The sequence below is a fragment of the Lyngbya sp. CCY1209 genome (genome assembly GCF_035615495.1).
Classification (GTDB): Bacteria; Cyanobacteriota; Cyanobacteriia; order Cyanobacteriales; family Microcoleaceae; genus Limnospira.
This window is the reverse complement of record NZ_JAJENU010000432.1, coordinates 1-21,060: the sequence shown is the minus strand read 5'-3', so window position 1 is coordinate 21,060 and position 21,060 is coordinate 1. Positions and strand designations below refer to the sequence as shown.

Genomic DNA, 21,060 nt, shown 5'->3' with positions numbered 1-21,060 from the left:
TGCTCCCCCTTATCTCCCCCCTTACAAAGGGGGGTAGGGGGGGATGGGGGCGGGGGGGGATCGAAGGGGGATAATGGGGGATCATCCGTTTCTCATTCGAGGGGTTATCGCAGGTATCGCGATCGCGCGTTTACAGTTCCGGAAAGGGTAACAATAAATAAGGGGATGGAGCCCCTTGTTGTTCCCATCCCCACACCCCAGCGCTATAGCTACACAACCGGACGATCCACTTGCCGCACTGTTCGGCACATTAAGCGCTGAACATAACGATATTGCATCTCGCCACGAGGAATATATTGGAAAAGCCATTAATTAACAGGAGTTGTCCGGTGAAAAGGGGAACAAATACCCTCCTAGAAACCCGGTTTTTTCTCCTCCATATTCCGAGGGGAATGGGGGCGGCAGGGGGTTCCGAAGCAGATGTGGCTGGGAGGTAAGTCGCCGAAGACGCTCGATCGCGCTCCTACAACGGTATTGGCCCCGATCGCTACCCCGGGTCCGACAAAACAATCCGTCGCCACCCAAACTCCATCGGCGATCGCGATCGCAGCCGTTTTCAAGCCGAAAGCGGGATCTTGAATATCGTGGCTACCCGTACACAAATAGCACTTTTGGGAAATCACGCAATGGTTGCCGATTTCGATGCGATCGAGGCTGTACAATACGACATCATCCCCGATCCAACTGTAATCCCCGATCGCCACTTTCCAGGGGTAGGTGACTCGGGCGGTGGGGCGGATAATCACATCTCGCCCCACTTGAGCTCCGAACCGCCGCAGAATCCAACAGCGAATCCCATTAAACGGGTGGGGGGTGAGGGGAAAAGCGATCGCCTGCACCAGCCACCACAGCAAAATAAACCATCCCGGCTTTCCCCGATCAAACCCAGATTGATCGTACTTCCGCAGATCCACCCGGGCTTCCGTTTCTGGTTCCATACCCGTCATTTTTCCACCGTTTGAGGCACTGACGCAACCGCTGGGGTTTCTAGCGTTTTTTTCGTCACGTTCAACTGGCCGCCGAATTGCCGCAGTTCGTACAGTTTCACCCCGATTTGATATTCATACTGGCTCAACAAACGGCCGTAAATATATCCCGCCCGACCATCCAAAAAGCCCAATCGGAGGATGTAAAATAAGATAAATCGCAGCGTGGGTTTGAAGGGCAAACGCACCCAAATTTTCTTCAAAAAGCGTTTCCGCTGGACGGCATCTCCGAACAGGTTGGCGCCGATAGTCTGGCTGTCATCCTGGCCACTGAGAATGTTGTAATAAACCCGGGCTTCCCAGTTCGAGTAGCGGTTGTGGCGCTCGATCCAGTGGAACAGATCCCGGAAGTCTTCGTGGAGCATATCTTCTTTCAGATATCCTACCTTCCCCTCGGAAATGACGACGTGTTCATGAACTTCGTTGTCGCCGGTGTTGCGGACGTTCTCCGTGTTCAAGTTCTCGTAGCGGCCGAATTTGTGCTTGAATAACCGCAGGTTCCAGTCCGGATATTTGCCCCCGTGGCGAATCCATTTTCCCAGAAAAAAGACCCGGCGGTTGATGTAGTAGCCGGTATATTCGGGGTCTTGAATTTTTTGGGCAATTTCTTGCCAGGATTCCGGGGTGATGCGCTCGTCGCAGTCTACGATCAGCACCCATTCGTTGCGGAAGGGCAGATTTTCCAACGACCAATTTTTCTTTTTCGGCCAGGTGCCGTTGAAGTGGAATTGTACCACATTGGCCCCGAGACTTTCGGAAATTTCCACGGTGCGATCGCCGCTTTGGGAGTCCACCACGAAAATTTCGTCCGCGACGGCGACGCTGGCTAGACAGGCGGGGAGGTTTTCCTGTTCGTTTTTGGCAGGAATGAGAACGGAAACCGGGATTTTGGGTGCTGTCGGGGTCATAACAAAAAGCTGAATATCGTTAAATCGAGCGAGAGGTCGAAAATTGTCGGGAAGTCGGGATATCGGCGCCGATGGGGGACAAGAAAGTGAGTTCGGGTGGCGATGATATCCCTTGCCCATTTTATGCCGAGTCTTCCGGGGTCGGCTAGGGTCGCCCTTCATTCTTTGGGTTTGGGGGAGATGCCCTTCGAGCCGACCAGGCCCGCGATCGCCGCCCCCAAATAGCCGATCTGGCCGTAGGCGTAAACGAAATTGTCGAAGCGGGTGGCCGGCTGGTCGAAGTGCTTCAGGGACTTGTAGAGCCCCCGGGCGATGCGTTCGCCCCCCCGCCCCAGTTGTTTCCAACCCGCCCTTCCGGAGAGCTGTTCGCGGTAACATTCGCTGATCCCCTGCCACCACCCCCGCTCCAGGAACCAACCCCGCCTGATCCGCTCCGGGGCGACGTTGTGGGCGACCAGGGCTTCGGGAAAGTAGGCGACCTGCCAGCCCCGTTTCAGGGCTTCTTCGGTCATCAGCAGTTCCTCGTTGGAGAGCAACCGCTTCCCCACCCGGCCCAAATTGGGGTCGAAGCCCCCGATCTGGTCGAGGAAGGTGCGGCGGATGGCGTAATTTAATCCTCTCGGCGTCAGGCCGGGATCAGTAATGTTGACGATCGCATCCCCGAGGTCGTAGGCGCCGAGGTTTCCCGCCAAACCGGGCGAGAGCCATTGGGGGGCTTCCGTTCCCTCCGGCCAGAGCAGGGTGACGCGGCCCCCGGCGACGGCCAATTTTTCGTGATTTTGAAAGGCGTCGTACAGAACCCGCAGCCACCGGGAACTCGCCTCCGCATCGTCGTCCAGGTAGGCGAGAACGGGCGCCCTGGCGGTTTTGGCGCCGGTGTTGCGGGCGACGGACAGGCCGGTGACGGGTTCGTAGACGTATTGGAGTTTGGGGTCGGAAAGCCGTTGTTCGACCACTTCCCGGGTGCGATCGCCCGAGGCATTGTCCACCACGATCGCCTCGAAATGTTCAAAATCTTGGCTCAATATACTGTCGATCGCCGCGCCCAAATAGTCGGCCCGGTTGTGGGTGCAGATGATCGCAGAAATCAGCGGTTCTGACATGGCCGGAATTCCTCAATGTTGCCGAGATCTCGCCCAACCCGCAATGCCGATTCCCTGATGCGGTGAGATCGATTGACGGCGGGCTACAAAGGGGGGCGGGGGAACGCGATCGAGTTGATGCCGCTCGGATGTCAATCTGGATATCCTTTATTTTATCCGCATTCGTGCGTCGCGCCACCCCGGCAGACGAAAATAATTGATAATTGATAATTGATACCCGATCCGGTTATTGACCCGACAATTGCCGGCCCCCTAACTCCTCCCTTGACGAGCAGAGCCGCTTCCGTCCGACTTTTTCAGGTTTCATGCAAAAATCAGGGGCTTCGAGATGATTCTCGCTCCCGCAGTACCCTGGCTCTATTTCCGATCGCAGATAATTTTTGAGTGTTGTATCGAAATCGGTCAACCGCGACGCCGTCTTACCTCAGTTTTTGACCTGGATAAACCAGGTGGGTACCTCCGCCGAGTTTTAGGTTTCCGGATACTAAGCCCGGTTTACCGCCGCTCGATCTTTAGTGGTTCCCTTATTTTTCGAGTTATAGATCAAAAAAACGTTTTGGCAGTCACCAACGTCGCAGTCGAACCTTCCATCTATTATAGCCGCTTCCGGCAAACTGTCGAGGGGGTATTGGGAAAAGTTATCGCGTGGCGCGTCAGGTGTCCGGGGCGGAGGAGGCTTCGGTAAGCAGAGGGGGCGGAGGAGGCGGAGGAGGGCAATAAATTGTCAATTCTCCCTACACCCTACACCCTACACCCTACACCCTACACCCTACACCCTACACCCTAGTTTTCCTGTCGCAGGCGGTCGGGGACGCCTTCCGGGGACTGTTTGGCGATCGCTTTGAGGTTCTGACACCGCACCAGTTCCATGAAATTCAAGCCGGAGCGCCCCTCCAGTTGGGCTGCAGCCGCGATCGCTTCGGCCAGAGCTCGGGCCGCGTCCGCCTCGGTGTAGCCCCGCCGGGTCGCCACCCGCACCGCCGTCTCGTCAGCCTCCAACTCCACCTCAGAGCGGCGGTTCGACTGCCAGATGCGGCGCAAACCGATGGCGGCCAATCCCCCGGCCAGGACGATCCCCACCGCATCCTGTTGGGCGAGTTCCACCCCCGCCCCCACCAGTCCAGCGACCACCATCCCCTGATTCAGGTCGGGTTTGAACCAGCGCACGTTGCAGGCCCAACTGACGGTTCGCAATAGTAATAAATCCCGCTGTTGTCTGGACAATTGCTCCCACAACTGAAAATTGATCGAGATCGGGCGGGTCGGTTTCCAGGGCAGGGGAAACGGAGTCTCGATGACCGCCGACTGGCGGGGGTTGCCGCCGAGTCGGGCCATCATCCGACCCGAGGCGGGCATCAAGTCTAACAGGTGACGAATTTCGGCGTCCGGATTGATAGCCACTTTTACCACTTTTAAAAGTCAAAAGTCAAAAGTCAAAAGTCTAACGCTGGGGGCCGGGTGGGGGGGTTGGGGGAACAGGGAGCCGAAGAAGAACCCCGATCGGATTTTCCTCCGGTCGCCTCCGGTCGCTTCCTGTGCCCCTGTGCCCCCCAAACGCCATTTTTCAAAGGGGTTGCAGGGTATCGGATAGGGCCGCGATCGCGGCATCGATATTTTCCGCCCCGGCTTGTGTCGCCGAAACCAATAATATCAGGATGCGATCGCCCACTTGGCGGACGAGGATCGATCCGGTGATGGGCTGGGTGTTGGCCCCGATTTTCAAACTCCCCGTCCACGGCATCCGAATTTCTCCGGCACCGACGGATTGGTAGGTTCCCGGGTCGAACCCTTCCCCCCGTTCAAAGGTTTCGATCGCGATCTGGGCCAAACTCGAATCTGGCAGGGCGCGATCGCTCTCCCGGGGCTTCGCCACCACAGTATAAGCCAAATTCCCGTCCGGCGCTTCGAGCAGGGGAGAATTGCCCGCGAAGCCGACATTGTAATCCTGGAGAATCCCCACCTCGAACTGACCCCGGGGATCTTGGTAGGCGCTGCCGCTCAGGGGCAGGGGTTCGACGGCGGGTTCCGGTTCCGGCGGGGGCGCGGGTTTCGGGGTGGGAGAAGCTTGGGGAGTCGGCGAGGGAGACGGGGACGGAGAAGGGGATGCCGTCGGACTCGGAGAAGCTGCCGGGGAGGGGGTAGCCTCCTGGGCGATCGCGAAATTCCCCCCAAAATTAGCCGCGGGAACGCCATCGCCCCACCGGCCGAAAATCAAAAGCAAGAAAGCCGTCAAAATCCCCAATCCGACCGCCCCGAGGCGTTTCCATTTCACCATTTGTCAAACCTCTCCATCATTCGTGCAGTTACCATCGCCCTTCACCAGGGTAGGGAAAAAATTATTAATTATTAATTGTTAATTATTAATTGTTAATTATTTTCCCAAAATTGCCGGGTTGCCGAAATCGAACACCCCCGCGACGCACCCGGTCATCAGGGTCGCCAACGTTCCCGCCCAGAGGGCTGTGAAGCCGAGGGAGGCGACTTCCGATCGCCGGGTGGGGATCAGGGAAGACAGGCCCCCGACGAAAATGCCGTAGGAGGCAAAGTGGGTGAACCCGCACAGGACGTAGCTGACGATCAACATGGCGCGATCGCTGATTTCCCCGGCGGCGTTGAGTTGGGCGAGGGCTTGGTAGGGGGGGACGTTCGTTTCCAGGAGGCGGCGCCCGATCAGGACGGAGGCCTGCCAGAGTTGTTGCCACTCCAGGGAAACCCCCGTCAAAAAGGTCAGTGGCAGGAACAGGGCGCCCAAAATATTTTGCAGGGTGATGACGCTGAAAAGATTGCCAGTCCAACGAAGCAAAAAGAAATTGCTCGTCGAGAGTCCGGCCAGGGTCGCGAAGGCCAGATTGATCAGGGCCACCAGGCCCAAAATGGCGATCAGGGCGGCCGCGATGCCCACGGCCATTTTCACCCCGTCCAAGGCCCCGCCGATCAGGCTGTCCACCGGGTTGGGGAGGGTCGCCCGGTCTGGCTCCGGCTCTTCCGGGACGCGGCCCATCGTCTTCGGTTTTTCGGTTTCCGGGAGCAGCAGTTTCGAGATCACGAAACAGGCGGGGATGGTCATCAGGGAGGCGGAAACCAGGTGTCCGGTGATGTTGGGGAAAGTGGGGCGCAGGAATCCGGCGTACAGGGCCAGCACCGAAGAGGCGATGGAGCCGAAACAACTGGCCAAAATGGCGCAGAGTTCGCTGCGGGTCATGTCCAGCAGGTAGGGTTTGACGGCGATCGCGGATTCGATGCCGACAAAGATATTAGCCGCCCCCGAGAGGGATTCGGCCCCGCTGATCTGCATGGTTTTTTGGAAGATCCGGGCAAATACCTGCACGACGGGTTGGATGATGTGGAGCCGGTAGAGCAAGCTCACCAAGCCGGCGAAGAAGATCACCTGGGGCAGGGCGCGGAAGGCCAGGATGTAGCCGAAGCCCGGGTTGATATTGTCCGGGCCGATGCGATCGCCCGGGACGGCGACGAAGGGCGTCCCCACCGCCCGGGCGATCCAGCGGCCGGCCGGGCCCGGGCCGGCGCCGAAGTTCGGGTCGGCGACCAAAATCGACTGCGGCCCGCCGAACAAAAATCGCGCTCCGGCCTCCGAGGCGTCCAGAATGGCGTTGAGGAGGCTGCTGAGTCCCACCACCAGTTGGCTGCCGAACCCGAACACGATCAGCCCGATCGCCATCTGCAGTCCGATTCCCCAAAAGATCGTCTTCCAGGGAATGACGCGCCGATTTTCGGAACCCAACCAGGCGATGACGCACAAACCGGCGATTCCGAGCAAGGAAATAAAATTGAGGAGTGGATTCATGGGTCCTTCCGTAAGTTTGGACACTCAGCCCTTCGACCAGGGGAGATCCGACCGGTGCGGCAGTTGCGACTCCGGAAATGACCCGTTTTGACGGCGACAATCCCGACATCCGCCAGACCGATCGCGCCCCTTCGTCGGGTCGCGCACACCTGCATTCAAACTGCGATGAGAAGACTCGGATGCCCACCTCCACTTCGGCCGGGAGATGAGACGGATACCTCATTCGCGATCGGATCGATAATAAGGAATATTGCCTCATGTCGGCTGGCAATACAAGTATTTTTCACAAATTCGATCGCCGGCGGGGGCGGGTTCGGGGGGCGCAGATGCGGACAAAAATGAAGGGGTCGCCCCGCGAGAACCCCGGTCCTCCGGGGAAATTCCCGGCTCTTTTGAGGAGGAGAAACTCGACTCAACCCGTGGTGTCGGCGGGGTGGGAATCCGGATGCGGGGGATCTCGAAAATCCCGCGCCGTCATCTCCGAAGAGGTGTCGGGAGTATGTCAGAATAGGCACAAAACCGTCTGACTGTTGCCAGTATGGATGCTTTCCTACCCACGCCGCCCGACTGGACCGCCGATGCGGTCCACGCCTTTGAATTTTGCTGTCCCCGGTGTTCAGCCGGCAGTTTGGAGGCTAAACGAGTGTGGATCAACCGCCGATCGCCCGTCTACGGGGACGACAACCGCCGCCGGTGGCAGGAATTCTACGAGTGCGAGTGCGGCTGCGTGTGGTGGGCCTGGAGCAGCGATCGCCCCCCCTCCCAATTGAAGGCCCCCGGCGATGATGACGATTCGGAGCTGGACTGACGGCCTGATTCGGGTCGCTTTTCTTCGCCCCCGATGCCCGCGATCGAGCGATCCCCGTGACGTTTGGACTCGATCGCGTCAATATAGAAAAGCCCGATCGTCGATTCGTTCAGCGTCTCATTAAATCTATGAACTGGCATGGGATGTCCGCTTCCAGACGCATCTTTCTCCAACAGTTGGGTTGGTCGGCCCTCGGCACCCTGGCGGCCTGTCAAGCCGAGAATTTGGTCGATACCCGACAACCGATCAAAATTGGGGCGATGTATCTGCTCGAGGGAGAGTTGGCCGCCTACGGACAATCGGCCCGGGACGGGGTCAACTTGGCTGTGGAGGAGATCAACCGGACGGGGGGGGTGAACGGACAGCCCGTCGCGGCTTTGTTTGCGGACGAGCGGGATACCATCCAAACCGCGCGACGGCTGGTTTTGCAGGAAAATGTCAATTTCCTGTTGGGGATCGACAATTCCAGTCACGGAGAAATCCTCGTCCCCACGGTTCAGGAATTGGAGCGGGTTCTGATGGTGACTCACGCCGCGAGTGCCGAAATCACCGGCCAACTCTGCAACCGGACGGTGTTCCGCTGCAGCGTCAACAGTTTCCAAAACGCGACGGCGGGGGCGGAGGTGGCGGCGGGGGAGGGCTATCAAAAGTGGACGACTATCGGCCCGGACTATACCTTCGGACGCCAAAGTTGGGACTGGTTTCGCCGGGGGTTGCAGGGGCGGCGGGAGGGGGTGCAATTTTTGGAGAAGACGGCTTTTTCCCCTCTGGGAACCGGAAATTACAACAATTTTATCCGCACGCTTCAGGAGTCGGGCGCCGATGCCATCTGGTGCAGTTTGTGGGGGGACGACTTGGTGACGTTTGTCCGCCAGGCGACGAATTTGGGCCTGTTCGATCGCTTCCCGGTGTTTATGGAACTCGGCGCCGCCATGGAGGTGTTGCAGGCCCTCGGGAGTCAGATGCCCCTGGGGCAGTGGGTGGGGAGTCGCTACTGGTGGCAAACCCCCGATACGCGGGTCAATCGCGAGTTCGTGCGCCGGTTCCGCGATCGCTACAATACTTATCCCAGCTATAATGCCCAAAATGCCTATGTGGGCGTGCAACTGTTGGCGACCGCCACCAACCAAGCCGGTTCCACGGACTCCAATGCGGTGATCGATGCCCTGCGGGGGCTAGAATACGAGGCGCCCATGGGAAGGTTGACGTTGCGACCCCAGGATCATCAGGCCGTCGTCAACGTGACCTGGGGAAAGACGGCGGCCAGCCCGGATTACAATTTCCGCATTCTCGACCCCATCCGGGTTTTCCAGGGCGAGGCCGTCACCCCCCCGCCGGAAGCGACGGGCTGTCAGATGGGCGTCGCTGACGCCCGCCGCAAGTCTCGCCACCCGACGGGGGATGCTGGCGAAACAGCGATGACTCTCAGTCTTCTTTCCAATCTTCGCGGCCCAACAGGTCGATGACCCGATCTCGGAGTAGAAAATCATTTCTCTCTAACTCGCACTCCACCCAATCCCACTCCCGGGGCGGGATATATTGGCAGAGCGTGTAGATCGGTTGTTGGCGGTTGATCAGTCCCTTTTCGACGAGATGGCGGGCTTCATCTCGAATGACCGCGATCGAATATTTGACGGCGACCTTTTGAATAGCTTGCACCATAGGATGACTCCCTACCCGCTTTTTCGGGTAAATTAACGAACGGTATCCGGGATTCCCCTGACGGCAGTTGTCGAAGCTGAGGGTGACTCACTTCGACATTTATAGCGCGGCGCGCAGGTAATGGGGAATAGGGAATTGGGGAATGGGGAATGAAATCACCTTGAAATCAGGGGTTCAAGGTTTGTCCCTCCCAGAACTGTAAACAGACGAGCGCGCAACGCTAAAAAACTGGGCTCCCCAACTCATATTGTCTGTCAATTGGTTTACATTTCGCGAATATCTTTACTATTTTTAACAAGAATCTCCGCTCCGGGGCGATCAAAATTGATTTGAACAATTGGCACGGTTGAGTTATAATTTTCTGCGTTAACCCTTGCCTTCGTTCGGGAACGTCAGCACCCCCGGCTGAAGCACGGGGGTGCTGACCGGCGGCGGGTTGGTAATATAATCATAATCGATACTGGGATAAAGTGCGATCGCCCGTTCCGGATCGCTATCCCCCAACGCCGGAATATTTCCGAGTACATAAATCTTCTCTCCCACATCCGTCTCCGCATTGTCGCAGACAAAATTAACCGAAGTTGTCGCTGCCGCCGGTTTCCCATCGAAGACGAATATTTTTTGAGCCTCAACATCCATTTTACCAGACTTGGCGCGGATGTGATTGTTTCCCATCGAAATCCAGCCACTTTCGGCATTTTCAAATGCTTTTAAATCGGAATATTCGCTCAATTCCTGATTGTTGAAAGTGAGCGATCGCGCCCCCATTCCATCTACAATTAAATCCACAACGGTCGATGGCGCGATCGCCGCCCCCGCCAACGGCTTGGAACCGTTCACATCGACCGCAGGTTCCACCGTCACCGAGACAATATTGCCCGTTTTTTGCTGTCGAATTAAAGTTTTGAATTCCTGGCCTAACCCGTAAACTTCATTTCGATGATTGGGACAACTGGATTTAGTGAACCGACACACCTTAAATGGTGGGTTACGTCGGATTGCTAGATTGCCATCACAGCCTGGGTTTCAGCCGCCTAACCCACCCTACACGAAAGCACATTTTTAGCCATGTCGGTCCAGTCGGGTGGGTTAGGCGCGGCCGTAATTTTTCGGAAAAACCGACAACTTTTCATCCGCGCCGTAACCCACCATAAAAATTCAAAATTCAAAACGGAGCATCGGGCATCTTGCCTGTAGATTCAGATCGGATCCCCTCATTTAAGATGAAACAGTCCATTACGAATCTACTTGATTTTTCAGATCAGAGGTGAAAACCATGCCCGCTCAAAAAGGTTTTGATACCATCACGTTTATCGCCCGTTTCGGTTTTGGCTTTTTATTCGGCGGCATCGTCACCGTTTTATTGACCCTCGGTGCCGATCTCACCATCGCCAGCATCATCGGCGTCTTCATCCTGGGGGGAGTCATCTGCGGATTGCTGACGTGGCGTTACGGCGATCGCGCTTTGGCATTTTTCGCCGATCTATTTTCCTGGTGGTAATTTGAGATGATTGAACATTGCGATCGCCCGGGAAAATTATCGTCGAGGTGGGCAGGCGCGGAGGCAGAGCCCCTACAGTTGCGATCGCGTCAAAGCCCCCAGAATTGGGGGTTTGGGGGTTGGGGGAAGCCCCCAGAATTGGGGGTTTGGGGGCGCGATCGCTCCTCCCCTTGATCTGCCCCCGAGCTAGAATCTACAATCGCAGAACCTAAAATATCATCCGCCCATGACCAGCCCAGCGACAATTTGGCAGCAGTTCACCCTCACCCACTTTTCCCCCCACCGATGGCGGGGCGGCAGTTTCCTGTATCGCATCGGCGGCAGTTTGCGATCGTGGCGGCAGGGGAGTTGGCTGCTGGAGTGGGGCGAACCCCTGGGGGCGATATTGGCGGCGCTGATTTTCGGCTTCGGGCCCTTCGTGGGGACGGCTTTGATTGGGGTGTTGCTGATTGCCTGCGCCGGATTTTGGGTGATCCTCACCCTCAGCGACGATCCCTCCGAAGTGGCGTTTACCCCCATTCACCTGCTAGTTTTACTCTACTGGGGAATTTCCACCGTCGCCACGGCCCTGTCCCCGGTGAAGGAAGCGGCATTCAGCGGTTGGGTGAAATTGACGCTGTATTTGCTGCTATTCTTCCTGATGGCGCGGGTATTGCGATCGCCCCGCCTGCGATCGCTCTTCATCACGTTTTACCTGCACATCGCCCTGATTGTCAGCGTCTACGGCCTGCGACAGTGGTTTTTCGGGGTGGAGGCCCTGGCGACCTGGGTCGATCCCACTTCTGCCCAGGCGGACCTGACCCGAATTTACAGCTATTTGGGCAATCCCAACCTGTTGGCGGGTTATCTGATTCCGGCGGTGGGTCTGAGTTTGGGGGCGATTTTCGCTTGGCGGGGGCTGATGCCGAAGTTGCTGGCGATGACCATGACGGTGATCAATTCCGCCTGTCTGGTGCTGACGTTCAGCCGCGGCGGGTGGATCGGATTTGTCGCCGCAGTGTTGGCCTTCGCGATTCTGCTGCTGTATTGGATGAGTCAGTATTTCCCCCCGTTTTGGCAGAAATGGGCGGTTCCCGCCGGGGTGGCGGGTTTGGCGGTGTTGCTGGCGATCGCAGTGGTGACGGTGCCGCCGTTGCGCGATCGCGTGGCGACGATTTTCGCGGGACGGTCCGACAGCAGCAACAATTTCCGCATCAATGTCTGGACATCGGTGATCGAAATGATCCGCGATCGCCCCATTCTGGGCATCGGGCCGGGTAACGACGCCTTCAACAAGGTTTATCCCCTCTACATGAAGCCCCGCTACTCGGCGTTGAGCGCCTATTCCGTCCTGCTGGAAGTGATGGTGGAGACGGGTTGGGTGGGGTTCGCGGCCTTTGTGTGGCTGCTGGCGGTGACGTTCAACCAGGGCTGGGTGCAACTGCAACGCCTGCGGGAGTGGGACAACCCCCAGGGCTTCTGGCTGATCGCCGCGATCGCCGTCATGGCGGGAATGCTGGCCCACGGCCTGGTGGATACGGTCTGGTATCGCCCCCAAATTAATACCCTCTGGTGGCTGATGGTGGCGATCGTCGCCAGCTATTATGTTCCGCCTGAGAGGGCGTAGGAATAATTGACAATTGACAATTGATAATTATCAATCCATTTCCCGACTCCCGCCCCTAGGCCCCAACCCCACTTAAAGACTTCCGGGAAGCGGTTTTGAGGGCGGCGAGGCGGTCGATCTGGCGGTGGAGATGCGATCGCCCTGTGGTTGTTAGTTGCAGGTGGGTGGGGAGGTGGTAGGCATTCCAGCGGTAGCCGTCGGTGGCGTGGGGCAAAATTAGCCAGCGGCGGTAGAGTTCGCCCCGGGTGATATCGTTGCACAGGGGCAGCCATTCGGCTTCGGGGAAGGGATCTTCCCGGCGATCGCTCAGTTCCAACCACGCCCAGAGGATGCAGGCTTCGGGGTCGGAGAAGGATTTTCGATGCAGGAAATAGCCGCGATCGCCTGTACCCGCGATCCGATATGTCCCGACAATTTGATAAATTTTAAATTGATTTTCCCACAAATGGAACGTTTCGATCGATTTTAACATCGGTTGCTGAGTCCCTAAATCGGCTGTCGTTCTCGTTCCTCACTTTAATGCCCCATCACCTTAACTCGGCGAATGGGAGTGCCACTTTTCCACTTGGAAGCGATCGCAATCGGCGCACTTCGCGAATCGGATTCCGAATCCGGTCAATTTCACGGAATTTTGAGAGTCCCCGGAACCCGAAGTTCGCCCTTCCGGCATTTTCCCGGGCGGCACAATTTTGCAACATTTACTGCCCATCTTATTGACCAGGATAGCACGTTTTCGGAGGCGGACGGCGCGGGTGCGGGGGAGACGGGTTCGGGTTTCCCCCACTTCGGGAACGGCGGGAAGGGGCGCCGTCCCCCGACGCCATCGGACTCGGAGCGAGCGACACCCACTTTATTAACAATCGTGAAGATACTTGACTGAATCGGCGCACTCCCGTTTTTTTTGTAAAGTTTTTTAAACCCAGAATATGTAGATTTTACTAAAATATGCGCCCCCCCGTTCCGGAGTTTTATACAATTAAAAGTAAGGGCAAGCTCCGGCCGCGTCTTCCCTCGATGGTTCTCCAACTGTCTCCGGGGAGGGAACTCGGGAGGGGGGCGATCGCGAACTTTCTCAATTCTCCCCTTTCCCGTGGGATTGGCGGGGTGCGAGTGGCTGTCAATTTCTCCCATTTCTCCATTAATAACGATGGATGTGAGGTGAAGTTGACAGCCAGAATATGGCGCTGTCAGAGTCGCCAATTCGCGATCGCCTGCCCTCCCTCCCGGTCAGAGGAACTTCTGAACAAAATTTTTGCAATTGCTCGTCTCACAACCACGGCAAATGATGAAAACGGCAATAAAAATTATCCGACAGGAACCGATTCCCAGAGCGCCGTAACAAAAAAAAATCTTTAAATCTGCCAATTGACCGTCTCTGTAAGCGTCGGGAACGGGGAGTATTTCCAATATAATTTTGGCATCTACCGACTCGATACATCTCACTTTTTAGCGATATTTGACCGCCCTAAAATCTTTAAAAATGTCGTATTTATTGCGGTCAAATCAATGGTTATTTTGGTCGCAAATCTCGTGGAAATTTTTCCATAAAAATGTGGTCTCAAAAACGATATTTTTTCGATTCGAGATATTCGATAAGCGGGCTTATCGCCGTCCTCAACTCTCATCCTGCGGGCGATGAATTCGCCCGGTTACTGTACTGAACCCGAGGAATTTAAAGCGATGTCATTTCCAACCACGTTACCCAAATCACCGCCGGCCTACCCCACCCGGATCCGAGCTTGGCACGCCTGCTCCGTCCGGCAAACCGTCGAACTCGCGGGGGTCGATCCCGATCGCGGCCTGCGGGACTCCCAGGTCGAAAAACGACAGCAACAGTACGGATTAAACGAACTGCAAGAAACCGGCGGCCGCAGTTCCTTAGAAATTCTCTGGGATCAATTTACCAACGTCATGCTGTTGATGCTGATCGGCGTGGCGGTGGTGTCGGGAATTTTGGACCTGCGGAGCGGCACCTTTCCCAAAGACGCGATCGCAATATTTGCGATCGTCATCCTCAACGGCGTCCTCGGCTACGTCCAAGAAAGTCGGGCGGAACAGGCCCTAGCCGCCCTGAAGCGGCTCTCCTCCCCGAAAGTGCGGGTGCTCAGGGAGGGCAAAATCCTGGAAGTCGCGGCCAAAGAACTCGTCCCCGGCGACGTGATGTTCGTGGAGACCGGAGTCCAGATCGCCGCCGACGGGCGCCTGATCGAAGTCCAAAACCTCCAGGTGCGGGAGTCAGCCCTCACCGGGGAGGCGGAAAGCGTCAGCAAGCGGATCGACGTCACCCTGCCCGAAGATGCGGCCCTCGGCGATCGCGTCAATTTGGTCTTCCAGGGGACCGAAGTCGTCTGCGGACGGGGCCGGGTCATCGTCACCGAAACCGGCATGAACACGGAAATCGGGCGCATCGCCGGGATGTTGCAGTCCGTCCAGACCGAAGACACCCCCCTGCAACAGCGGATGGGGCAACTGGCCCAGGTGTTGGTGGGCGGCTCCCTGGCCCTGGTGGCCCTCGTCGTCGTCGGCGGCATCTTGCGGATGGGGGTCGATCACTTTGAACACCTGCTGGAAGTGTCCCTGAGCATGGCCGTGGCCGTGGTTCCCGAAGGCCTGCCCGCCGTCGTCACCGTCACCCTGGCGATCGGCACCCAGCGGATGGTGCGGCGCGCCGCCCTGATCCGCCGCCTCCCCGCCGTGGAAACCCTCGGGTCCGTGACGACGATCTGCTCCGACAAAACCGGCACCCTCACCCAAAATAAAATGGTCGTGAAGCGGGTGGAAACCCTCAACCACGGCTTCCAAGTCACCGGGGAGGGGTACGCGCCCTGGGGGGACTTCCTCTATCGGAAACAGTTAGAGGGCGATCGCTGGTCCTACGCCCCCATCAAGGGGGAACACTGGTCGGAACTCAAACCCCTGCTGATCGCCGCCGTCCTCTGCAACGACGCCCGACTCCAGGATAACAAAGGCGAGTGGACGATTTTGGGCGACCCCACCGAAGGGGCGCTGCTGTCCCTGGCCGGAAAATTGGAGATTTTCAAGGAGATTTGGGAGCAGCGGATGCCCCGGATGGCTGAATTCGCCTTTTCCTCCGAACGCAAGCGCATGAGCGCTATCTGCGAAGCCGGGACCGTGGCCATCGAACTGCCCGCCACCCGGTTTCAGATGTTCGTGAAGGGGTCGCCGGAGACGATTTTGAAGCGCTGCTCCCAAATTTACGTCAATACCCAGTCCTACGGGACGTTGTGGGAGCGGACGGGATTTCCGGAACCCAGTCAGGCGATCGCCCTCAAACCCAAACACCGCCAGCATATCCTCGATCAGAGCGATCGCATGGCTGCCGAAGGCCTGCGGGTGATCGCCCTGGCCTACAAACCCCTCAGCGATATTCCCGTCCCCGGCATGGAGAACGACGTCGAACAAGACCTGGTGTGGCTGGGGTTGGTGGGGATGTTGGATGCCCCCCGCCCGGAAGTCCGGGAAGCCGTCGATCGCTGTCGGGAGGCGGGCATTCGCCCCGTGATGATCACCGGCGACCACCAACTCACGGCCGCGGCGATCGCCCGAGATCTCGGAATCGCCGACGCCGACGAAATTTCCCTGACGGGGAAAGACATCCAGCGCCTCAGCCAGGGGGAACTCGAAGAACAAGTGTCCCGGGTCAGCGTTTACGCCCGCGTCGCCCCGGAACACAAGCTGCGGATCGTCCGCGCCCTGCAAACCCGGGGGGAATTCGTGGCGATGACGGGGGACGGCGTGAACGATGCCCCGGCCCTCAAACAGGCGGACATCGGCATCGCGATGGGCCTGACGGGTACCGACGTCAGCAAGGAAGCCAGCGACATGATCCTCCTCGACGACAACTTCGCCACCATCGTCGCGGCGACGGAGGAGGGGCGGGTCGTCTACGGCAACATCCGCCGGTTTATCAAATATATCCTCGGCAGCAATATCGGGGAAGTGCTGACGGTGGCCGCCGCCCCCGCCTTCGGGTTGGGGGCAGTCCCCCTGACGCCCCTGCAAATTCTGTGGATGAATTTGGTGACGGACGGTTTGCCGGCTTTGGCGTTGGCGATGGAACCGCCTCAACCTCAAGTTATGCAGCGATCGCCCTACAATCCCCGCGAGAGTATTTTCGCCCGGGGGCTGGGTTTTTACATGGTGCGGATCGGCTTGATCTTCGCGTTTATCACGATTATTTTGATGGTCTGGGCGCACGGTTTCACCCAGCAATCTGGCGATCCGGAACGGTGGAAAACGATGGTATTTACCACCCTCTGTTTGGCGCAAATGGGGCACGCCTGGGCGGTGCGATCGAGTACCCGTCTGGCGGTGGAGATGAACCCCTTTTCCAACCCCTATTTGCTGGCGGCGGTGAGCGTTACGACCCTATTGCAATTGATGCTAATTTACGTCACGCCGCTGCGGGAGTTCTTTGGCACCCAATTGTTGAGTGCGGGAGAGTTGGGGATCTGTTTGGGATTCAGCATCCTGATTTTCGTCTGGATTGAGTTTGAAAAGCTGGTGAAACGCCGGTGGCAAAAGAATTAGGATGTTTTCAGAAACCGGGTTTCTACGGGAATTTTGGGTGGCAACCCGAGATCTCGGAAGAAACCCGGTTTCTTTTCGTCGGTGGGAGCGATCGCTCATCTTCGGGGCGGCGGTTAGGGATGCGATCGCTTTTTCGCCAATTTCCGTGAAATTACCGAAGACGGGAATTGATTTTTAGGATTTAATGATATCGTTCAGATCAGATCCTTGGCAATCCTCCCCGATCTGCCATGGCGAAGGGGAGGAGTTGGAGCGTTCTGAGACTTCCGAGTATTTGACCGGATTTGATCGGACTGCACGAAAAAAATCAGGGTGAATTTGAGTATGGATATCTTGATTTCTGAGTTCGTCGAAGGCAGCAGTAATAATAAAGCGCTGGAACTCTACAATCCCACCAACAGCGCGATCGACCTCGCCGCCGGGAATTACAAAATTGAAATGTATTTTAACGGCAATACAGACCCGGGAGTGACCATTAATTTGACAGGAAATATCGCCCCCGGTGAAACGTTTGTATTTGCTCATGGTCAGGCAAATAATGCCATCTTGGAAGTGGCAGACCAAACCGGTATATTTGGTTATTTCAACGGTGACGATGCAGTTTTAATCAATAAAAATGGGGTTATTATTGATGCGATTGGAGAGGTCGGATTCGATCCAGGAAGCCAATGGGGCAGCGGAAATACTTCCACCCAAGACAATACCATTCGCCGAAAAAGTCACATCATTTCCGGCGATACAAACCCGAATGATGCCTTCGATCCCAGCCTCGAATGGGAAGGGTTTGCCAACGATACCTTTGACGGATTGGGTTCCCATGATGTCATCGATACGATCGCACCTATTGTCAGTAATTTTACCCCCGAAGACGAGGCTGATGCCGTTGCCATCGGCGCCAATTTGGAGATTCAGTTCAATGAAGCTATCCAGGTTGGAACGGGCAATATTATCATCAAAAGAAGTGACGAAAATACAATTTTTGAAACCATCGATATAACCTCTGATCGCATTAGTATCAGCGATGACACCGTAACCATCGACCCCAGCAGCGATCTCGATCCGTCCAGCAATTATTATATTGCAATTGATGAGGGGGCGATCGCGGACATGGCGGGAAACAATTACGCCGGAATTGATGATCACACCACCTGGAACTTCACCACGCAAGCAATTACTAAAATCCACGATATCCAAGGCGACGGTGCATCCAGTCCCCTGGGGGGTCAAACCGTCACCGTCGAAGCCATAGTCGTCGGCGATTTCCAAACCGGCTTGGGCGGATTTTATTTGCAAGAAGAAGATGCAGATATTGACGGGGATGAAACCACATCAGAAGGGATTTTTGTTTACAACAATAGCTTCGATATCAATGTCGGCGACAAAGTCCGACTCACCGGGACGGTTGAGGAGTTTTTTGATTTAACTGAAATCAAGAATATCACCGATGTCACGGTTATCAGTTCGGACAATACTTTGCCGACTGCCGCCAACGTTTCACTGCCTGCCGCCGATTTAGAACGGTTTGAAGGGATGCGGATAAGCTTTTCTGATGTCCTCAGCGTCACCGACCTCGACCCACTCGATCACTTCGGAGAAATCCAACTTTCCCAGGGGGGGCGACTCACCCAATTCACCCAAGAAAACGCCCCCAGCGTAGACGGATACGACAGTTATTTGCAGGATATCGCCCAGCGGACGATCATCCTCGACGACGGTCAAAATAATGAAAATCCCGCTCCGATTATCTACCCCGACGGCAGCTTCGACACCGGCGATTCTCTCCGCCTGGGCGATACCGTTACCGACCTGACGGGGGTGCTGCACTACAGCTTCGGCGAGTATCGCGTAAACCCGACAGAAACCCCGAATTTTGAGAGTGTAAATCCTCGTCAGACCACTCCCGACGAGGTGGAAGGCGATCTCAAAGTTGCCAGTTTTAATCTTTCCAATTATTTCACAACTTTGGGTTCTCGGGGGGCGGGTGATGCGGAGGAGTTAGACCGCCAAACGGAAAAACTGGTGACGGTTCTTTCTGGCATCGATGCCGATGTTTTCGGATTGGTGGAGTTGGAGAATAATTATAGTGAAGGGGAAAATAGCGCGATCGCATCCCTAGTTGACGCCCTCAACGCAGCAGTCGGGGCGGGGACTTATGCCTACGTCGATCCGGGGACGAATGTCGGCGACGACGAAATCGCCGTCGGCGTGATTTACAAACCGGAAAAAGTCAATATTGCCACCGATACCAGCGTTGCAATTCTCTCGGATTCTCACTTGCCAGACGGGTTCAGCGGGCCGATATTCGACGGCGGAGATACCAACCGATCGCCCTTAGCCGTCACCTTTGAAAAAGTCGCGGGGGGGGAACAATTTACCCTCGTCGTCAACCACCTGAAATCTAAAGCCGGAACCGGGACGGGAGACGACGCCGACACCGGAGACGGACAGGGGAATTTCAACGAAATGCGATCGCGGGGTTTGCAGGCGATTGATGTCTGGTTGGAGGGCGACCCCACCGGCGGCGGCGACAGCGATTTTCTCATCGTCGGCGATTTCAACGCCTATTCTCAAGAAGATCCGATCGCCTTTTTTAACACAAAATACGATAACCTGATTGACAGCGAAATCGGTTCCGATGCCTATTCCTTCGTTTTCGACGGACGAACGGGTCTCCTCGACTATGCCTTCGGCAGTTCCACCCTCACCCCCCAAGTCGGCGGCGTCACCCAATGGCACGTCAACGCCGACGAAGCCGAAGTCCTCGACTACCGCGAAGCCAGCCTGTTCGACGGCGGCACCCCCTACCGGGCCTCCGATCACGATCCGATTATCGTCGGTTTGCGACTCAACGACGCCCCCATTTTGGACGCGAGTGGCGATCCGACCTTGACGGCAATCGACGAAGATCCCATTATTAACAATGGCGATAGTGTCGCAGATGTGGTGATCGACGGTGCGATCGCGGATACGGCGGTTGTGGAGGCGATCGCGGTTCTGACCGCCGACAACAGCAACGGCACCTGGCAATTCTCCACCGACGACGGCGACAATTGGGGTAATTTCCCCGCCGACTTGGCCGCAGACAAGGCCCTGCTGCTGGACGAAACGGCGAAAATCCGGTTTGTCCCCGACGAACACTTCAACGGAACTGCCAGCTTCAGTTTCCGCGCCTGGGATCAAACCGTTGGTGGCAACGGCGAGACGGGAGTCGATACGACCGCCAACGGCGCCAATACCGCCTTCAGTGAGGCGATGGAAACAGCCACCGTGACGGTGAATCCCGTCAACGACACCCCGACGGCATCCGACAACACCCTCACACTCCCAGAAGATACCGGCCACACCTTCGCCGCCGCCGACTTCGGTTTCGAGGACATAGACGGCGACACCCTGGCATCCGTCACCATTACCAATTTACCGGAGGCTGGAACCCTGCGACTCGGCGGGACGGATATCGCGGAAAATCAGGTTCTTGCAGCCGCCGACATCTCCAACCTCGTCTTTACTCCGGATACCGATACCAACGGCGAAAATTACGCCAATATCGGATTTACCGTCAGCGACGGAAACGCCGACAGCGAAGCGGTTTATACCATCACTTTCGATGTCACCGCCACTGATACAGATTCCGAACAAATTGACGATTCCGAACAAATTGACGATTCCGAACAAATTGACGATTCCGAACAAATTGTCGATGCCGAAGAGATTGACGATTCCGAAGAGATTGACGATTCCGAAGCAATTGACGATTCCGAACAAATTGTCGATTCCGAACAAATTGTCGATTCCGAAGCAATTGACGATTCCGAAGAAATTGTCGATTCCGAAGAAACTGAAAATTCTGAAGAAATTAATGATTCCGGAGAAACCGACACTTCTGAAGAAACTGTTGAACCAGAACAACTTTTCGATTCCGAAGAAATCGATCATTCCGAAGCAATTGACGATGCCGAAGAAATTGAAAATTCCGAAGAAATCGATCATTCCGAAGAGACTGTCGATTCCGAAGAGATTGACGATGCCGAAGAAATTGAAAATTCCGAAGCAATTGACGATTCCGAAGAAATTGACGATTCCGAAGAAATAGATCATTCCGAACAAATTGTCGAACCCGAAGAAATTGACGA

General features: G+C 56.4%; 16 protein-coding genes and 1 other RNA gene. 7 read left to right on the top strand and 10 right to left on the bottom strand.

What is annotated here, in order from left to right:
- Positions 1 to 353: 353 nt before the first annotated feature.
- The 7 genes from hpsU to LKE08_RS13190 form a co-directional block, all read right to left on the bottom strand.
- Positions 354 to 947, bottom strand: a complete 594-nt coding sequence (gene hpsU, locus LKE08_RS13220; protein WP_324704698.1) for a hormogonium polysaccharide biosynthesis acetyltransferase HpsU — start codon at positions 945 to 947, stop codon at positions 354 to 356.
- Entirely contained in the window at positions 944 to 1,894 is a 951-nt protein-coding gene (locus LKE08_RS13215) for a glycosyltransferase family 2 protein (protein ID WP_324704697.1), read from the bottom strand. The genes hpsU and LKE08_RS13215 overlap by 4 nt, the downstream gene beginning before the upstream one ends.
- A gap of 158 nt (positions 1,895 to 2,052) precedes the next feature.
- Positions 2,053 to 2,997, bottom strand: a complete 945-nt coding sequence (locus LKE08_RS13210; RefSeq protein ID WP_324704696.1) for a glycosyltransferase family 2 protein — start codon at positions 2,995 to 2,997, stop codon at positions 2,053 to 2,055.
- A gap of 399 nt (positions 2,998 to 3,396) precedes the next feature.
- Positions 3,397 to 3,581: non-coding RNA, 6S RNA (gene ssrS, locus LKE08_RS13205), on the bottom strand.
- Between the two features lie 199 nt (positions 3,582 to 3,780).
- Entirely contained in the window at positions 3,781 to 4,392 is a 612-nt protein-coding gene (locus LKE08_RS13200) for a DUF3318 domain-containing protein (RefSeq protein ID WP_324704699.1), read from the bottom strand.
- Positions 4,393 to 4,561: 169 nt separating this feature from the next.
- Positions 4,562 to 5,272, bottom strand: coding sequence for a hypothetical protein (locus LKE08_RS13195; protein WP_324704695.1), 711 nt, complete (start codon positions 5,270 to 5,272; stop codon positions 4,562 to 4,564).
- Positions 5,273 to 5,368: 96 nt separating this feature from the next.
- The gene (locus LKE08_RS13190; RefSeq protein WP_324704694.1) at positions 5,369 to 6,802 is read right to left on the bottom strand and encodes a nucleoside transporter C-terminal domain-containing protein; all 1,434 of its coding nucleotides are present in this window, start codon (positions 6,800 to 6,802) and stop codon (positions 5,369 to 5,371) included.
- A 77-nt stretch (positions 6,803 to 6,879) separates the two neighbouring features.
- Here LKE08_RS13190 and LKE08_RS13185 point away from each other — a divergent pair, with 77 nt between their 5' ends.
- The 3 genes from LKE08_RS13185 (at position 6,880) to LKE08_RS13175 (ending at position 9,076) form a co-directional block, all read left to right on the top strand.
- The gene (locus tag LKE08_RS13185) at positions 6,880 to 7,011 is read left to right on the top strand and encodes a hypothetical protein (protein WP_324704693.1); all 132 of its coding nucleotides are present in this window, start codon (positions 6,880 to 6,882) and stop codon (positions 7,009 to 7,011) included.
- Positions 7,012 to 7,340: 329 nt separating this feature from the next.
- Entirely contained in the window at positions 7,341 to 7,610 is a 270-nt protein-coding gene (locus LKE08_RS13180) for a hypothetical protein (protein ID WP_324704692.1), read from the top strand.
- A gap of 143 nt (positions 7,611 to 7,753) precedes the next feature.
- Complete coding sequence (locus tag LKE08_RS13175) at positions 7,754 to 9,076, top strand: ABC transporter substrate-binding protein (protein WP_324704691.1); 1,323 nt, start codon at positions 7,754 to 7,756, stop codon at positions 9,074 to 9,076.
- Here the strand turns inward: LKE08_RS13175 and LKE08_RS13170 are convergent.
- Positions 9,036 to 9,272: a DUF4327 family protein gene (locus LKE08_RS13170; RefSeq protein ID WP_324704690.1), complete on the bottom strand. Its 237-nt coding sequence runs from the start codon at positions 9,270 to 9,272 to the stop codon at positions 9,036 to 9,038. The two genes, LKE08_RS13175 and LKE08_RS13170, sit on opposite strands and share 41 nt — an antisense overlap.
- Before the next feature lie 366 nt (positions 9,273 to 9,638).
- Positions 9,639 to 10,247: a carbohydrate-binding module family 20 domain-containing protein gene (locus LKE08_RS13165; protein WP_324704689.1), complete on the bottom strand. Its 609-nt coding sequence runs from the start codon at positions 10,245 to 10,247 to the stop codon at positions 9,639 to 9,641.
- Positions 10,248 to 10,548: 301 nt separating this feature from the next.
- On the opposite strand from LKE08_RS13165, the gene LKE08_RS13160 reads away from it, so the two are divergent.
- The gene (locus LKE08_RS13160; protein ID WP_324704688.1) at positions 10,549 to 10,773 is read left to right on the top strand and encodes a hypothetical protein; all 225 of its coding nucleotides are present in this window, start codon (positions 10,549 to 10,551) and stop codon (positions 10,771 to 10,773) included.
- 226 nt (positions 10,774 to 10,999) lie between these two features.
- Positions 11,000 to 12,379 carry an IctB family putative bicarbonate transporter gene (locus LKE08_RS13155; RefSeq protein ID WP_324704687.1) on the top strand — a complete coding sequence of 460 codons (1,380 nt, stop codon included), beginning with the start codon at positions 11,000 to 11,002 and terminating at the stop codon, positions 12,377 to 12,379.
- Between the two features lie 55 nt (positions 12,380 to 12,434).
- Here LKE08_RS13155 and LKE08_RS13150 read toward each other — a convergent pair whose 3' ends face one another.
- The gene (locus LKE08_RS13150; protein WP_324704686.1) at positions 12,435 to 12,851 is read right to left on the bottom strand and encodes a hypothetical protein; all 417 of its coding nucleotides are present in this window, start codon (positions 12,849 to 12,851) and stop codon (positions 12,435 to 12,437) included.
- 1,208 nt (positions 12,852 to 14,059) lie between these two features.
- On the opposite strand from LKE08_RS13150, the gene LKE08_RS13145 reads away from it, so the two are divergent.
- Both LKE08_RS13145 and LKE08_RS13140 read left to right on the top strand, forming a co-directional pair.
- Entirely contained in the window at positions 14,060 to 16,930 is a 2,871-nt protein-coding gene (locus LKE08_RS13145) for a cation-transporting P-type ATPase (protein WP_324704685.1), read from the top strand.
- A gap of 324 nt (positions 16,931 to 17,254) precedes the next feature.
- Positions 17,255 to 21,060: ExeM/NucH family extracellular endonuclease (locus LKE08_RS13140; RefSeq protein ID WP_324704684.1), on the top strand; the 3,806-nt coding region annotated here is incomplete at its 3' end.

What these genes read in the sequence shown, in the direction of transcription:
- hpsU (WP_324704698.1), bottom strand. Translation starts at nt 947, where the DNA reads ATGACGGGTATGGAACCAGAAACGGAAGCCCGGGTGGATCTGCGGAAG.
- LKE08_RS13215 (WP_324704697.1), bottom strand. Translation starts at nt 1,894, where the DNA reads ATGACCCCGACAGCACCCAAAATCCCGGTTTCCGTTCTCATTCCTGCC.
- LKE08_RS13210 (WP_324704696.1), bottom strand. Translation starts at nt 2,997, where the DNA reads ATGTCAGAACCGCTGATTTCTGCGATCATCTGCACCCACAACCGGGCC.
- LKE08_RS13195 (WP_324704695.1), bottom strand. Translation starts at nt 5,272, where the DNA reads ATGGTGAAATGGAAACGCCTCGGGGCGGTCGGATTGGGGATTTTGACG.
- LKE08_RS13190 (WP_324704694.1), bottom strand. Translation starts at nt 6,802, where the DNA reads ATGAATCCACTCCTCAATTTTATTTCCTTGCTCGGAATCGCCGGTTTG.
- LKE08_RS13185 (WP_324704693.1), top strand. Translation starts at nt 6,880, where the DNA reads ATGACCCGTTTTGACGGCGACAATCCCGACATCCGCCAGACCGATCGC.
- LKE08_RS13180 (WP_324704692.1), top strand. Translation starts at nt 7,341, where the DNA reads ATGGATGCTTTCCTACCCACGCCGCCCGACTGGACCGCCGATGCGGTC.
- LKE08_RS13175 (WP_324704691.1), top strand. Translation starts at nt 7,754, where the DNA reads ATGTCCGCTTCCAGACGCATCTTTCTCCAACAGTTGGGTTGGTCGGCC.
- LKE08_RS13170 (WP_324704690.1), bottom strand. Translation starts at nt 9,272, where the DNA reads ATGGTGCAAGCTATTCAAAAGGTCGCCGTCAAATATTCGATCGCGGTC.
- LKE08_RS13160 (WP_324704688.1), top strand. Translation starts at nt 10,549, where the DNA reads ATGCCCGCTCAAAAAGGTTTTGATACCATCACGTTTATCGCCCGTTTC.
- LKE08_RS13155 (WP_324704687.1), top strand. Translation starts at nt 11,000, where the DNA reads ATGACCAGCCCAGCGACAATTTGGCAGCAGTTCACCCTCACCCACTTT.
- LKE08_RS13150 (WP_324704686.1), bottom strand. Translation starts at nt 12,851, where the DNA reads ATGTTAAAATCGATCGAAACGTTCCATTTGTGGGAAAATCAATTTAAA.
- LKE08_RS13145 (WP_324704685.1), top strand. Translation starts at nt 14,060, where the DNA reads ATGTCATTTCCAACCACGTTACCCAAATCACCGCCGGCCTACCCCACC.